Consider the following 15618-nt stretch of genomic DNA (forward strand, 5'->3'; position numbering starts at 1 on the left):
CGTCGGTCGGGAACTACGCCGCGTCGCCGTCGTCGTCTGTCGTTCGTGCATGAAAATCGGAGTCGGTCGCTGTCCGTGGGTCGTCGTCGCGCCCGCCCGCCCAGCGTCGGCCGTCGGGGTCACTGGTCGGCCACCTCGGCGGAGAGCAGGTCGTCGGCGTGGATGGCCACGCGGACGGGCCGCTGCCACGTGATGCGGGCCATGTGGGCGCTGTTACGGCCCCACTCGGCCCGCGCGTTCGCGAGCTCGGGGTACTGCTCGACGAGGTCCGGGTGGTTCGTCGTCCAGTTGCTTACCTGCCCGTCGGTCACCCGCCAGGTGTTCGACTCGTTGCCGCCGGCTCCGGGCGGGCCGTCCCAGAGGTCGACGTAGGTGACGAGCTCGTCGATGTCGCCCGGGCCGGCGTCGTCGCCGACCAGGTGGTTCCACGAGAGCCCGTTCCAGGGCGTCGAGCCGCCCTCGCCGGTCAGTGCGCCGGTGTCCAGCGGCGTCCCGTCGCTGTTCGGGGCACCGGGTGCCGTCACGCCGTTGGGGACGGTCCCGCGGTCGCCGGCCTCGCCAGCGTCCAGCCCGAAGCGCGTCTCGCCCATCGGCTCCTCGAAGACGAAGAACCAGCCGGGGTCGTCGACCTCGGGGTCGCCGACGGCGTCGCTCGGCGAGAGGTCGAAGCCGAGGAAGCGGATGTCGGGGTCGAGCTTGCCCTGGAAGATGGGGAACTTCACGCCCGTCACCTCGCCGTTCTGGACGGCCTCCGGGGTGACGTGGCCGACCTCGCTCAGCTTCGGCGAGCGGCCGGCGCGGTCGTCGTTGGCCTCGTCGGCGTCGCTCGCCTCGTCGGGGTACGACTCGACCATGTAGACGCTCGTGTCGGGGAACCGCCGGAGCAGCTCGCCGCGGATGACGAGCACGACGCGGCCCTCGGGCTCGTCCGCGTCCTCCTTCCAGTCGCCGGCCCGTGTCCCCTGGCGGCCGGACTCGTGCTGGTTCCCGCCGAGTTCGTCCCGCCAGGTGTGCATGTCTGCGATGTCCGGTCGGTCGTCGGCGGTCGAGAGCGGGTTGTGCGCCTTGTCCCAGAACGTGTCGAAGTACGTTCCCTTCCGGTCGGTCGGGAAGCGTCTCCAGAGCAGCTCGCGGGCGAACTCGTGGTTGGCACCGGCGAGGAACGCCTCGACGAACGCAGGGTCCGTCGCCAGCGCACCGACGGAGTCCCGCGGGATGTCCGCGACGCCGGGCATGAGGTACTCCTGCGAGAGCGACTCCAGCACGTCGGCCATCGGGTCCGGGAACTCCGGAGCCCAGCGCACCGGCTCGATGGGGTCCGGCCGCTTCGACAGCTCGTCTGCGAGCTCGCCCGCCGCCGTCACCCCCGACAGCACGGTCTCGGTGATGGTGATGTCGGGGTCGACGTGGTCGAGGATCTGCTCGGGCTGCGTGCGGTCGTACGTCCGGCCGAACTGGACCGCGCCCTCGCGGCCGGCCGGCGTCTGGAGCATCTCGGGACCGACCCGGAGCGAGGTCCGGAGCCGCTGGAGCCGGTCGAGCACCGCCTGCATCTCGCGGGCCGCGTGGTCGACGCGGGTGACGAGGTCGCCGACCTCGACCGAGTCCGGTCCGGCCTCGGGTGTCGCCGGGTCGACGGTACCGGACCCGAGGTCGGAGCGTGCGGGGTCGAGTCCGCGCTCCTCCAGCGCGGTGACGACCTCCGCGAGCGCGTCGACGGCCGACCGGTGGTCCGCCCGGAGTCCCTCGACGAACGCCACACGGTCGTCCGAAACCTGGGTCGGCGTCGCGTCGGGTGCGGTACTGCGGAGGTTGTCGAAGCTGCGGACCAGCGCGTCGAACGTGTTCGTCTCGACCGCGTCGGCGTGGGCCGCCACGGTCGTCGGTGCCGGCGCGCTCGTCCGTTCGTCGGTCGGGTCCAGCCGGACCGAGAGCGACCGGATGGCCACCATCGCGGTCGCCGCGTGGTCGATGCTGCTGCCGACCTGCACGTCGACCTTCCGCACCGCGAACGCCCGCGGCGTCGCCGGCGTCACGTTCGAGAGGTCGATGCGCCGGAGGTCCACCTCCGGCAGGTCGCCCGCCCAGCTGCCGAGCCTGGCGACCCGGGCGAGCTCCGGGGTGACCACGTCGACACCCGTCGGGAACTGCGCGGGGACGTGGCGCGACTCGCCGGGCAGCGCGATGCCGTCGTCCGGCGCGGTGGCGGGCGACTCGGTCGACACCGAGCCCTCCATGGTGCCGGACATCGCCTGCCACTGGGTCCCGCCCTGGGCGACCCCCGGCTGCGTGGACCGGGTCCCGTCGACGACCGGTCCGATGCCGCCGCCGGCACCGCCACCCAGGCCGCCACCTTCGCCGTCACCGCCACCCCAGCCGCCGACCTCGGTCCATGGGTCGTCGCCGCCCGGTCCGGGACCGACGCCGGCGTACTGGCCGTCGTCGATAACGCCATCACCGAGGCCGGGGGACGCCTCGACACCGACCAGGTCGTCGAGCGTGCCGACCCGCTGGCGGAGCCCGCTCTTCAGGTCGGCGGGCTGGACGGTCTTGGCCTCGAAGTCGGCGGCCATCGAGCTGGCGGTCAGGCTCCCGTCCCGGACCGACACGTTCGCGTTGCGGAGCAGCGGTCCCGTCGGCCGCGAGAGCCGGCGGAACGTCGGGGAGAGCACCGTCGACGGGAAGTCGACCATGTCCTCGAACTCGCTCTTGAACGAGCGCAGCGCGTCGACCGTGGCGTCGCTGCCCGTCGTCCCGACGGTGCGGTGCAGCGGCTGCGTGAACTGCAGGAGCCGCGCCGGGTTCTTCTCGCCGGCGAGGCCGACGGAGTTGACCAGCCGGTCGTGGATGTGCGTGCTCGCGGCACGGGCGAGCTGTCCGCCCGCGAGCTTCCGGTTGACGGCGTCGAGCTCGCCGACCTGGTCCCAGGCGCGGGCGGCGTAGTCCTCCTGGTTCTCGCGGATGGCCTCGGCACCCAGCCCGGCGGCGATGCGGTACTGGAGCGTCGCGTTCAGCTGGGTGAACCACCCGGTGTCCGTCGGGTCGATGTGCGTCTCGTCGGCGTGCCACTGGCCGTACAGCGGTGCGCCGACGACCGGGAGCGCTTCGCCGGGGTTCGCCTGCTGTTGCCTCGCCAGCGAGTACGGCTGGTTCAACAGCCGGACCAGCTCGGTCCGGTTCGGGAACGGCGGCGCACCGATGCTCGGTGCCTTCAGCGCGCCGGTCTGGTAGGTCGCCTCGTGATGCCCGATACGGTCCGGGCCGGGGTCGCGCACGTCGACCTCGCGCCGCCCCACCTCCGCCTCGGAGAGCCGGACGGGCGAGAGCCGGCTCGCCAGCGCCTCGAAGTCGCCCGCGCCGCTCGTGAACTCCCAGTGCAGGTAGATGGGGAGCTCGACGGGGTCCTCGGTGTCGTCGGTCCACGAGAAGGCGATCGGCGTCGTCCCGTCGCCGTCGCTGGTACCGTCGCCGCCGTCACCGTCCGCACTGCCGCTGCCCGGCGTGTCGCGGTACGGCGACCTGCCGAGCCCGGCTCGCCGTCCCGGCTCGAACGTCGGGACGACCGCCGCGACGTACTTCCGGTTCTCGTCGAGGTTGCGCGGACAGACCAGCCGCGAGACCGCGCGCTCGGGGCTGTTCCGCACCACCTCGCCCGCCGCGGTGTCGTCGCCGACGACCTGTGCGTGGGCCCACGCCCACGACTGCGAGAGCGGCGGGAGCTCGCTCGTCGGTGCCGTAAGCACCGGGAGCGGCTTCGTCCCGCCTGAGTCGACGCTGACGCCCTTCGCGTCCGTCGGGACGACGACGAGGGTGAGCCACGGCCGGTTCCGGGACTTCCCCGACGAGAGGTCCGCGCGCTCGGGGCTGAACAGCCAGGGGAGGTCGGCCCGCGAGAACTCGACGAGGGGGAACAGGTTCGCCGGGAAGCTGTTGCTGTCGGGCTCCGGCTCCAGCCGGCTCACGTGCGTCTCGTCGATGCCGACCACGTCGCCGGGGCCGTACATCCGGACGTCCTGCCCCGGCCGTTCGAGGTCGCCCTCGTCGATGGGTTCCGGCTCCTGGTCCCACGTACCGCCGTCCTTCGAGCGCGCCGCGAGCGTCAGCTCGACACCGACCTGTATCGGTCCCGGGATCGGTGTCGACGAGCGGTCGCGCTGGAACGGCGTCTCCGGCCGGAAGCCGCGGCGGACGAGCGGGAGGAACCGGAAGTTCGCGCCGGCGCTCGGGTCACTCGCCATCGCCGACACCTCCGTCGATGGCCGCCGTGTCCAGTCGCTCCCGCGTCTCGCTCGTGCTGTGGGTGTGTCCTCTCATTCGTCGTCCTCCAGGCTGTTGGCGGGCACGACCTGGAGGTCGCGCTCGTCCACGCCGGACTCGTTCGCGTACCGCTTCAGTTCGACCTGTGCGCGTCCCTTCGAGGTGCCGACGTGGAGCCCCGGCCTGACGTCCTCGGCCACGGCGCTGTCGGCGATGGAGACGAAGCCCGCGGAGCTGTCGTCGCTCGCGTCGTCGTCGCCGTACTGCTCGAAGTCGGCGACAACCGGCGTGAGCGTGTCCACCTCGACGACGACGAAGTCCTCGCCGCCGACGCCGAACAGCCCGCCGTCGTCGTCGCCGTCGTCCACGCCGAACAGCCCCTCGTCCGCGGGCTGGACGCCGCGCTTGCCCTTCGAGAGCTCGTGAGCGGTGAACGACGTGTGGCCGACGCCGACCTCGTCGGCCTTGATGTCGACCAGCGGCGTCCCACGGTTGTCGTGCTTCTCGTCGTACACCGTCTCCTCGTAGGTGAACGCGGCTCCGGTCGCGTCGGCGGGGGTCGCCTCGCCGCCGACGACGAGGCCGACATCGCCTGCGGTCGTCCCGGCCTCGAGGTCGACGAAGTCCGGGGTGTCGAGCTTCTCCGCGTCGTCCATCTTCCGGAAGGCGGCGGGTGCGAACTCGTCCGCGACGGCCTCGCGGTCGTGGTCGGCGACGCCGCCGACGGTCACGCCCGCGATGCGGAACTCGTCGTACGTCGTCGGCCGCGCCTCGCCGAACTTCTCGATGGCGTAGTTGAACGGGACGACGGTCTGACGCACTGTCAGCGTCCCCAGCGGGTGCGCGATGACCGGCGACGGTGCCTCGTCCGCCTTCCCCGCCGCCGACTGCTTCGCCTGCTCGCGGACCTCGGCGCTCTTGGCGCTGCGGAGCGTCGCCACGCCGTTCCCGTCGCCGGGGAGCTGTGCGTCCCAGTTCTTCGGCTCGTTCAGCGCGGCGACCAGCTCGGGCAGCACCTCCGCCGCCGGGAGCTGCTTCGTCTTCGCGTCCGTGCCGAGCGTGAGGTCGATCTTCGCCGAGACGTCGAACGGCCCGACGGAGACGTTGACCGTGCCGCGGATGTGGAACGGCGACGGCCCGGAGATGGTGCCGTCGACGCCGACGGACAGCTCGAACCACTTGAACTCCACCCCGAACTGGGCGAAGAAGTCGAAGACGAACGAGAACGGGTTGAACCGGAACAGCGCGTCGAAGCCGAGCCCGCCGTAGACGTACAGCGGGCCGACCTCGAGCTCGGCGTTGACCTGCGCGCCCACCTGGAACGTGTTCGACGTGACCGCCAGGTAGCCCGTGAAGTCGATGACGGGCTGGCCGCCGGGCACGTCCAGACTCACCGCCACGCGGTCGAGCTTCGGGAAGCCGTCCGGCGGCGTGTACCGCGGGTTGAAGCCGCCGATGGAGAGCAGGAACCGCGACTGCTCGCCCCACGACGACCGCAGCGCCATGTCGCCCGACATCGTCCACTGCATGATGCGCGAGTCGTACAGCGACGCGTCGAGCGAGAGCGACTTCCCCGGGATGTCGATGATGCCGACCACGTCCAGGTTCACCTGGATCGGCGGGAACGGCACCTCCTCCGGCATCCCCTCGGGGCGCTCGACCTCCAGGTTCGGCAGCGCCATCTCGATGTTCCCGAGGATGGCGATGCGGAAGCTCGGGATCTCCAGCACGACGCCGACCGAGGCCGCGATGATGGTCGGCGTCCCCCAGCCGATCTTCAGCATCGGCCCGAACACGTGGCTCCCGCGCGTCGGCGGGAAGATCTCGCGCACGTCGGAGATGATGCGCTGGGCGTTCTCGACGACGTCCTCCGGGAACAGCACGCTGTCGAGGTTGCCCTGCCTGACCACGTCCTGCAGCGGCTGTTTGCGGAACTTCCGGTTGATGCCGAGCAGCCCGCCGACCCCGTTCAGCGTGAAGCCGAAGCCGAGCTGGACCGCGTCGAACTCCCCGGCCACGATGAGCATCATCGAGAAGCCGTCCGAGCCGTCGGGGAGTTCGGTCGTGATGAGCCCCACGACGGAGATGCTCAGCCCGCTCGGGACGGTGAGCTGGCCGGTCCCCGCGTACCGCTCGTTCTCCGGGTCGAACGCGAGGTAGCCGCCGCCCGTGACGGGGCCAGCCTCGATGTCCAGCCCGACGCCTTCCGGCGGCTTGAAGCCGAGTTCGAGGTCGAGCACGCCCATGTTCCCGTCCTTGTTCTCGGGGAACGAGAGGTCGGTCTCGAGGCCGATGCGCGTGACCGTGCCGACGAGCGGGCCGAGTTCGACCGAGGCCGAGGCGGCTGCCTGGACGGTTATCTCGCCAGTCTCGGTGTCAGCGGCGAGCGAGATGAATATCTCCTCGATGGTGAGCGGCCCGAGTTGCTCGTGGATGGTCAGCGGCACCTCGAGCGTTGCCCCACCCTCGAAGTAGAGACCTTTCTGGCTGGACCACCCGACCGTCACCTCGAACTCGGACGTGATCTCCGCTGGCAGCACCGATTCGAGGAACCCACCGCTCGGTTTGATGACCAGGCGCCCAGTTGCCGGTAACTCTGTGTGTATCTCGAATTCGTCGCCGTAGGAGACTCCGACCCCGGCAGACAGCGATGTGAGTTCCAGGTTCGTCCCGTCGTTGTCGCCGAACAGGACCATTCCTGCTTCGTCGCCGGAGCCGCCCGTCGGTGCCGTAACCGTCGCATCGCCGGCGATACTTCCGTCGATGACGCCGTTGTCCGGTGAGACGAGTTTCGGGTCCAGTGCCGTCTCCGTCGTCGGTTGCAGTGAGAGGGCCCAGCTAGACGAATCTTGACCCGTCGACGCGGAGACGGACAGGTCGTAGCTCCAGTCGCTTGCCCCGAAGGTTCCGCTGTCGTCCCAGCTCGCAACCCCGTACGGCTGGATACCGAGGCCGGGAAGACGCGTCGTGTCACCGTCATCGTACGTCGGGAGCGGGACCATCCTGATTCCGAGTGCACCGTTCTGGCCCGGCAACCGGAGCAACGGGATCTGTAGTGACTGCATCGGCGCGTTGTCGACGAGAAGCCCGAGATCTTTCCCCAGCGGCCCCGTCGGGAACGCGGGATGCACCTGTGTTCGCTCCTGTTCCTCGCTGACCTCGATCGCCGACTCGGTTCCGGACTCCGGGGTGGTCATCCCCTCCAGTGCCGTCGCGCTCGTCCCGACAAACGACGACGAGACCCCGTTGGAGTCGAGCAGTTCGGCGAAGAAGTGAAGCAGGACGAACGGTTCGAACCCATCGGTCTCCGAGCCCCAGCCGAGCGCAGCCACGATCGCCCCATTCGGGTCTTTCAGGGCGTCCGAGACGACCGAGAGGTCGACCTCTCCCGGCGCGTTCGGCGGGCTTCCGCTGACGATACCAGCCATCGAGAACGCGCTGTGAACGTCGGGATAGTACACGTAGAGATAGCGGATGAGCAGAAAATCGAGCACGTTGTCCCCGACTTCGTCGAGGTTCTCGTGCTGGAACTCCAGGTCCGAGAGCTGTTTGATGCCCTCGACAGCCTGCACGACCGCGTCGATGAGTGATTCGATGTCGTTGACGACGGTGGTGGGGTCTTCCGGAATGCCGGCCTCGACGACGTTCTGCACCACGGTGACCGGCCCGAGAATGTCGTTCGAGACGGTGTCTGCGATCTTGTCGAACTCCTCTTCGAAGAGGTACTGCCCGATGCCACACTGCTCGACGAGCATGACCACGCCGTCTGGCCCGTTTTCGAACGCATGGGTAACCGGTTCGAGGAAGCGGAGCAGCTCGCGGACGACTATCTGCATCGTCCCCGGTTCCGAAGAGTCCTGTTTGGTGGGTTTATTGGATGCCATGTCGATCAGTTCTTCCTCCCGAGCGGGACCAGTTCCAGTGAGACACCCGGCGTCCCGAGCAACTTGCGAGCGTCGGCATCGACGGACGGTCTGGCGTCGGGGAGCAGTCCCTCGACGGAGTCCTTGTCCTCGACGCCCGTGGGAAGGTAGATGAACTCGAGATACGTCTCCAGCGAGTAGTTCCAGAAGGGGTTGAGTTCCGGAGACCCAGTGACGTAGAGGGGTTCGATTCCCATCAGTGGGGTGAGGATCGACGACGTGAGCGTGACCGTCGTCTGCCAGTCTTCACCCGAGTGCTTCGTCACATCGACGGAGTCGATCCGCTCCAGTTCGCCCGTCGGCAAGCCTTGCATAATCCGACTGCTGGTGAGGTTGATAGACCCGATCTCGTCCGACGAGCCGACGAACTCGGCGTCGGCGATGTCTCCGTACGCCCTCGCGTAGTAGTAGCGGAGTTCGTCGTTCGTCGGGTTCGACCTGAGGTCGGGCGGAAGGTACGGACAGCGCGTATCCCACGACTGGTCGGTGCGGTTCTCGTCGCTGTCGTCGAGGTCGATCTTGTGCTGGAGTGGCCCGTATCTGGACTCTCCGGTGTCCGAGTTGTAGAACAGCGGTCGGACCCACAGTTCACCGTCGAGGTCTCGCCCCGGTTTGAACGTCAGGTGGAGCTTATGCCACAGCTTCATGTTGCTGTCCAGTTTCGGCTCGTACAACGCACTCTCCGTGTGGAGCCCTCGGACCTGATTCGAGAGGATTGCTATCTGACGTGCGTAGTTGGGACCATCGTCGTCGACGAACCGGAACTGTAACTGCCCGGGGTCGTCGTAGTCGAGGTCCTCGCTCGTGCCGAACACCGTCTTCCCGATGAGTACTGCAATTTCGGGGTCGACGACCCAGCCGCGAATCATCCCCAAAACGAACGAGAGACCGATGGCAGCAACGACGACGATGGCCGCGACACCGCCCGTGACCGCGGAGCTCCCGGCGATCCAGACCGCACCGATGTCGAGGACTGCGATGAGCCCGCCGAACACGGCCGCGTCGATGTCGCTCAGCATGAACCGGCTGACGGACTTGTAAACGTCGACGAGTGCTGCGCCGACGGTCAACCAGAACGAGAGCTTCTCCATCAGTTCGGGCCCGATCTCCTTCACCAGTTGCTGTGCGAAACTGAACTTCCAGTGTTTGCCGAGGTGCTCGATCGAGTCGACTACGAGATACGAGAAACTGACCGATACCGAGAGGAATTCCTGGAATTCCAGGTCGTTGTCCGTGGTCGCGTCGGAGATCCCGATCGCGACCAGAAACATGTTCGTCACCACGATACCGGACTTGAGCGGATAGAGCGAGCTCGGAATACTATCGAGTCCCTTCCAGACCGTGAGTCCGTGCAGAGCGCCCTTCGAACCAACCTTGTACCACTTCGCGGACGTCTCCGCAGCGGCCCAGAAATCGCTCGAATCGACGGGGTTCTCGTCCTGCGCTCCAGTCACGAAGTCGTAGAATGCCTGGTTGTCGAGCCCGAGGTCCCGCAACTGACTGCTGTCGTAGTTCGTCGCGAAGAACTTGAGGTGGTACTCCTGCATGACACCGCGTGCGGTCTCGACCGAATCCCGAAGCTCCTCCTCCGCCGCCATCTTGACGTACGTGGACGCACCCGACGCGAGGGCCTTCGTGAGCTTGTGGTGGTTCTCCAGCATCGCCTTCGCATTTCCTTTCTGTTTCCCGGTCGCGTTCGAATCGAGAGCCGCCAGTCGCCCGGTCTGGGGGTCGTAGAACTCGCTGTAGCGGTCTTCGCGGACGCAGATAATCGGCCCGCCCCGGGTCCACTCGTTCTTCTCCTTCTCGGTCACCTTGGGGGGGTCGAACACGTTTCGCGGGTCGAACATCCCCGGTTCGTTCCGGTGTGCGAAAATCTCTCCGAGGAACCGTTTCCCGGACTCGCACTGGGTAAATCCGTCCAGCAGGGTACCGAGGAACGAGAGCTGTTGCTCGTAGTCCATCTTCTTGAGCGCGAACATGAACGCGTTGTCGAGGAACTCGGGGTCTCCGTCGGGTGTGTCTGCACCCTTCATCAGCTGGATAATGTAGAGCGCGCTGTGTTCGAGGTCCGCGCGATAGGCGTAGACCTTTCGTCCGAACGTGATGAACTCCAGTCCGGTGTCTTTGATGTTCTGACTCGTCTTGTCGAGACCCTGGTACACGACTCGGTTGCTCCCGACCTGTTTCAGTCCGAGCAGCTCCGGGACTGTCGCCTGGGGGTTGTCCTCGATGAACGTCTCGTAATACTCCTGTGAGTAGGTCTGCTTGTTGAAGCCGGCCAGCCACTGCGTCGGGTTGATACCGAGCCGCTCGAGTGTTTCCTCCCGTTTCGAGTCGGTCTCGCGAAGGATGTTCGAGATCAGTGTCCAGAGTCCTATCTTGCGTTTTCGCTCCAGCAGCTGCGTCTCGAACTCGGACCGCTTCTCGCTTATCAGGTCGTCCTCTCTGGACTGTTCGAAGTTCTGTCGCTTGATGGCTGCTATCTCTTTCTGGAGCTGGTCGGCGTCGTCAGCCCGGTACGCGAAATCGTAGTAGCGTTTGAGGCTCTCACCGAATCGCCGTCTGTAGATCTTCGCTTCTCGCACCGCTTTCCCGGTATCCAGATCGGTCCCGAAGTCGTGTTGCTGGTCGTACTGTTCGTTCCGTATCTCGACGTCGGTGACGTCCCACCCGACACGAATCTGGGCCGGGCTGTCGGCCCGGTGTGAGTAGAGGACGACCTGTGCGATGACGACGAACGTCTCGTGTTGCTCGTTCTTCCTGCAGTCGTCTTCGTGCCAGTAGTGGCTGATGAAGTCGTACGACGGGTTGTTCTTGTCGAGCCACTCCTGTTTCGAGTGTCCCGGTGTCCGGTTCGTCATGTAGAACTGCGTCGTCTCCGAACGACTCCTGTAGTCGCTCCCCTCGTGTGATTCGACCACCGAGACGACGTTCTTGAGATTCCCCTGGAGGCCGGGTCCCCCATAGCGCGACACGTTATTTTGGAACGACTCCCCGTCCGTCGTCGGGTTGTGGAAGAACGCCCATCTGACGAACCACTTGTCCTTCACCGATTTCTCGACATCGTCCGGGTACGTCAGTTCGAGGCCGAGTCCGACTGGCTCACCCGTCTTCATCTCCTCCGTCCCTCCGTCGGGAAGGACGATTTTCGGGCCCATGTCGGGCACTGAGATACCTTGTTTCTGTTGATAGTCCGCTGGTGTCAGGATCGAGACGTTCGGCCGGGGGGTCGCAGACACGTCGGCCGCCTCGTATGCCTTCTCGAACCCCGTGCGCTCACTCATCGTGTCCCTCATTCGTGTTGTCGCATGCGTTAGAGACGGATTCGGGGCAGTCAGCAGGTCCACCGTTCGTGGGGTGTCGTCGCGGTATCGTGTCGTGAGTCGTCATATTCATAGCTCACCTCGTTTCGGCCAGGCCCGGTAGAACACGACCGGCCTGACCTCGCTGTCGGTGTTCCGCCGTCCGGTACTGACGCTGCGGGTCTCGACCTCGAAGCCGGTGTTCGTGACGCCCGACACCACGACGTCGTCGCGGCCGGTCACGGTGCCGTCGTCGCCGAGGGCGAGGACCCGAGCCGCCGATGGCTGGCCCTCGGTCCGCGAGCCGAGTTCGACGCCGCCGTCGGTGGCCGCGCCCTGGCCCTCGGCACCCTCGGCAACGGGTGGAAGCACGCGCCCGAACACGTCGTCGGCGGCGAGCGAGCCGTGGAGCAGGTGGTGGCTGACGCTGCCGTCGGCGGCGGGCATGGCGACGCCGTGGGACCAGCCGAAGCCGAAGGCGTGGTCGGCGACGACCTGGTCGGTGCCGAGCGCGTCGAGGTTGCAGGTGGTGAACTCGACCATCGCGGGGTCGAAGCCCACGTCGACGCGGGTCGGGTAGTCGGCGTCGGGCGCGGGGACGCGGAACTGGCCGATCGCGGGCGTGCGGTGGTCGGCGGCCTCGACGGCGACGTAGGTGACGAGGTGGCCGCCCTGCCCGGTGTCGGTCACCTCGTCGTAGGTGAGCTCCATCGTCTCGCCGAGCTCGGTGACGCGGCCGGTGGTGTGTGTGCCGAACTCTTCGCCGCGGCCGTGCATGAGGTGGAGCGCGCGGTCCTGGTAGCCGCCGTAGGCGTTCCGCACGACCGTCTCGGGGACGAGCGTGCTGTTGGCGACGTGCTGCTGGACCGCGTCGTTGGGCGTCTTCACGGCCTCGCCGTGGGAGACGCCGATGGCCCCGTCGGTCGCGGAGGCGGTATCGATGCCGTGGACCGCGTTGACCGACGTGAGCGAGACGAAGCTCGCGTCGAGGCCGAGCGAGACGGACTGGACGCCGGCGGTCGCCGGGGTGAGGAAGTGCCCCGTCTCGACGGTCGCGTCGCCGTCGGTCCGGAACGCCCGGAACATGACCGTGACGCTGTCGTCGCGGCTGTCCTCGGGGAGCGACGAGCCGTCGAAGGACATCTCGAACCCGCCGCTGGTCGTCTTCGTGACCCTGCCGGCGAGCGCGCCGGCGCTGCCGTCGTCGTGGACGAGCAGGTCGAGGACGAGTCCGTCGCGACCGGAGCCGACCGCACTGCCGGTTCGTCTGGCGTCGTTGGCGACGCTGACGGCGTTCTGTGTCAGCGTGCCGTCGTCGGCCCGCGAGAGCGTGCCGTAGGTCCAGCCGTCGGTCCGGACGGTGTCGTCGCCGGTGCGGCCGACGTTGTTCGTCGCGGTGAAGAGCACGAGGTCGGGCTCGAAGTCGAGGTCGGTCACCGCGACGGTGCCGCCGCCGGGCGGCGTCTCGAACGTTCCCGTCGCGTAGTCGTCGATGCCGCCTTTCGTTCCGGAGCCGCGTCCGGGGATGTGTGCGGGGATGTCGATGTCGCCGTCGGGCGAGCCGCCGGTGGTGCCGCCGGACGGTGCGGGCGTCGACCGGGTGCGACAGAGCAGGTAGCCGCCGCCGGCACCGACGCCGGCACCCGGGATGACCCACCACGGCGGGACGAGGAACCCCTCGTCGTTGCCGCCGCCGGGCTCGTCGCCCGGCCCAACCGCGGGGTCGAGCGGCAGGGCGACGCTGTCGGTCGCGCCGTCGTCGTCGACGACCTCGAGCATCGGCGAGGCGTTCGCCGTGTCGTCGTAGGTGTGGTCGGTCGTCGGCCCGGCGGTCACCGCGTCGGTGGTGCCGTCGCCGTCGAAGTCCCAGCGGTACTCGACGACCTGACCGTCGGGGTCGGTCGCGTTCGAGGCGTCGAAGCTGACCGTGTCGCCGGCGGCGACGACGAACGACGAGGGTGCGAACGCGGCCGTCGGCGGTGTGTTCTCCGTGGTCACGTCGACCGGCGGGCAGTCGACGACCGACGACCGCTCGCTCGGGTACGCGAGCACCCGGACGCGGGGCGAGTACGTGCCGGGTTCGGGGTAGGTGGTCGTCGTCGTCGGCTCGGTGACGTAGTCGCCGAAGCTCCCACTGCCGGTGTCGAACTGGTAGTCGTCGGCTCGCTCGGAGCGCGCGGCCGAGATGGAAACCGGCTCACCGACGACCACCTCGCGTGCGGAGACCGAACACCGCGCGACGGGACCGGGCTCGCGGTTCACGTCGACCGCGCCGAACGCGCGTGCCGTCGCACCGTCGTCGTCGACGACGACCAGCCGGACGGCGTAGGCGCCGTCGCTGGGGAACGTGTGGGTCGTCGTGGGGGTCGCCGTGGTGCTGTCTATGGTGCCGTCTGCGTCCCAGTCCCAGCGGTAGGACCCGATACTGCCGTCGGGGTCCGTGGAGTTCGAGGCGTCGAACGTCACCGTCTCGCCGACGCCCGGGCCCGCGGGCGAGTACGTGAACGCGGCGTTCGGGGGGACGTTGTCGGTGGCGACGGTGACGGTGCCGCAGTCGGCGGTGTCGCTCCGCTCCGCGCTCCTCCCCCAGACGCGGACCCGGACGTCGTAGCTGCCCTCCTCGACGTAGTCGACGGTGCGCTGGCTCTGGGTCGTGTAGTCGCCGAAGCCGCCGCCGGTGTCGTACTGGTACTCGGCGGCGTTCGCGGACGCCGAGGCGTCGATGGTGACCGAGCCGCCGGGCTCGATGGCAGACGGCGAGACGGTGCACTCGGCGACCGGCGCCGACTCGACGATGCTCACGTCGCGTGACGTCGAGCCCGTCAGCCCGTCGTCGTCGACGACCGTGAGCTGAGTCACCGCGTAGCCGGGTCCGGTCGAGTCGTAGGCGTAGGGGTGATCGACCACGGCGTACGTCGTCGTCTCGTCGATGCTGCCGTCGCCGTCGAAGTCCCAGCGGTACTCGGCGATGGTCCCATCGGGGTCGCTGGAGGCGGAGGCGTCGAGCCGTGCCGGTTCGCCGGCGACCGCGGGCTGGGGCGAGACGGTGAACGACGCCTCCGGTCCTGCGCTCTCCGGGTCGACCGTGAACTCGACCGTCGTGCTCGCGCTGTCGCCGTCGTTGTCCGTGACGGTTATCCGCACTGCCTTCGGGCCCTCGGTGGTGTAGGTGCGGTTCTCGCGGCCGTCGATGCCGAGCTCGACCGACTCGTTCACCTCGTAGCTGCCGTCGGCACCGAAGTCCCATCGGAGGTAGTAGATCTCGCCGTCGTCGTCCGCCGAGGCGGTCGCGTCGAACTGGACGGTGCCGCCGACGGTCGGGTTCGACGGGTCGTAGGTCAGCTGCGGCGTCGGCGGCGTGTTCGGTGCGACGGTGAACTCGGGGCAGGCTGCCGTGTCGCTCGTCTCGTCCGAGGCGTTGTACGCGTAGACGACCGGCTGGTAGGTCCCTTCGGAGTAGTTCGTCGTGTAGAACGCGTCGTCGGTGAACGGGGTGTCCGGCGTGCCGTCGCCGTCGAGGTCGTACCGGTAGCTGTCGGCGTTCCGGGAGTCGAACGCGTAGATGCTCATCGGCTCGCCCGGTTCGGGGTACTGCTGTGAGATCTCGCAGGCGGCATCCGGCGTGCGGGTCGTGGCGGTGTCGGTCCCGCCGAAGCTGTTCCCCAGCCCACCGAGACCGCCGTCCCCCGCAAAGACCGGCTGTGCCAGCACGCCACCTCCAATGACGACGGCCGCGACGAGCCCGGCGACGAGTGCCCAGGACGGACAGGACGAACAGTCGCTCATCCCGACACCCTCGGGACGGGCCGCCCCGGGGAACGGGCACCGAGGGGTCGCCGGCGTCCGTCACGGAGTGCGTCTCGTTCGGGCAGACCGCCAGCGGCGGCAGCGTCTGTCGGTCGCGGGAGTCGTTCCGCCGTCCACCCCACAGCTGGAACCCCCAATAACTCCGGTTTCGGGAGTTTGAACCGGTTCTCCGGAGCGTCTGTGCCACTCGTGCTCATTTCCTCTAGGGAGTACTGTGAGGGTCATATAACCGGACGCTAAATACGTCGTGCCACCCGTGGCGGCGCGACAGGGTGCCGCTGTCTGTCGATTTCGAGCGCTGGTTGCAGGAGCCTCCTACCGAGAGA

Annotated in this window: 4 protein-coding genes; all 4 read right to left on the reverse strand. The window is 68.0% G+C overall.

Going from position 1 to position 15618, the window contains the following annotated elements:
* Nucleotides 1-119: 119 nt before the first annotated feature.
* Nucleotides 120-4238, reverse strand: a complete 4119-nt coding sequence (locus NOW55_RS09260; protein ID WP_256399813.1) for a hypothetical protein — start codon at nt 4236-4238, stop codon at nt 120-122.
* Between the two features lie 72 nt (nt 4239-4310).
* Nucleotides 4311-8141, reverse strand: coding sequence for a DUF6603 domain-containing protein (locus NOW55_RS09265; protein WP_256399814.1), 3831 nt, complete (start codon nt 8139-8141; stop codon nt 4311-4313).
* Between the two features lie 5 nt (nt 8142-8146).
* Nucleotides 8147-11467: a hypothetical protein gene (locus NOW55_RS09270; protein WP_256399815.1), complete on the reverse strand. Its 3321-nt coding sequence runs from the start codon at nt 11465-11467 to the stop codon at nt 8147-8149.
* A 108-nt stretch (nt 11468-11575) separates the two neighbouring features.
* Nucleotides 11576-15271, reverse strand: coding sequence for a PKD domain-containing protein (locus tag NOW55_RS09275; RefSeq protein WP_256399816.1), 3696 nt, complete (start codon nt 15269-15271; stop codon nt 11576-11578).
* Nucleotides 15272-15618 lie beyond the last annotated feature (347 nt).

The sequence above is a fragment of the Haloarchaeobius litoreus genome (assembly GCF_024495425.1).
Taxonomy (GTDB): Archaea; Halobacteriota; Halobacteria; order Halobacteriales; family Natrialbaceae; genus Haloarchaeobius; species Haloarchaeobius litoreus.

Bases quoted from the DNA above. Each gene is read 5' to 3' on its own strand.
- NOW55_RS09260 (WP_256399813.1), bottom strand. From the start codon at position 4,238: ATGGCGAGTGACCCGAGCGCCGGCGCGAACTTCCGGTTCCTCCCGCTC.
- NOW55_RS09270 (WP_256399815.1), bottom strand. From the start codon at position 11,467: ATGAGTGAGCGCACGGGGTTCGAGAAGGCATACGAGGCGGCCGACGTG.
- NOW55_RS09265 (WP_256399814.1), bottom strand. From the start codon at position 8,141: ATGGCATCCAATAAACCCACCAAACAGGACTCTTCGGAACCGGGGACG.
- NOW55_RS09275 (WP_256399816.1), bottom strand. From the start codon at position 15,271: ATGAGCGACTGTTCGTCCTGTCCGTCCTGGGCACTCGTCGCCGGGCTC.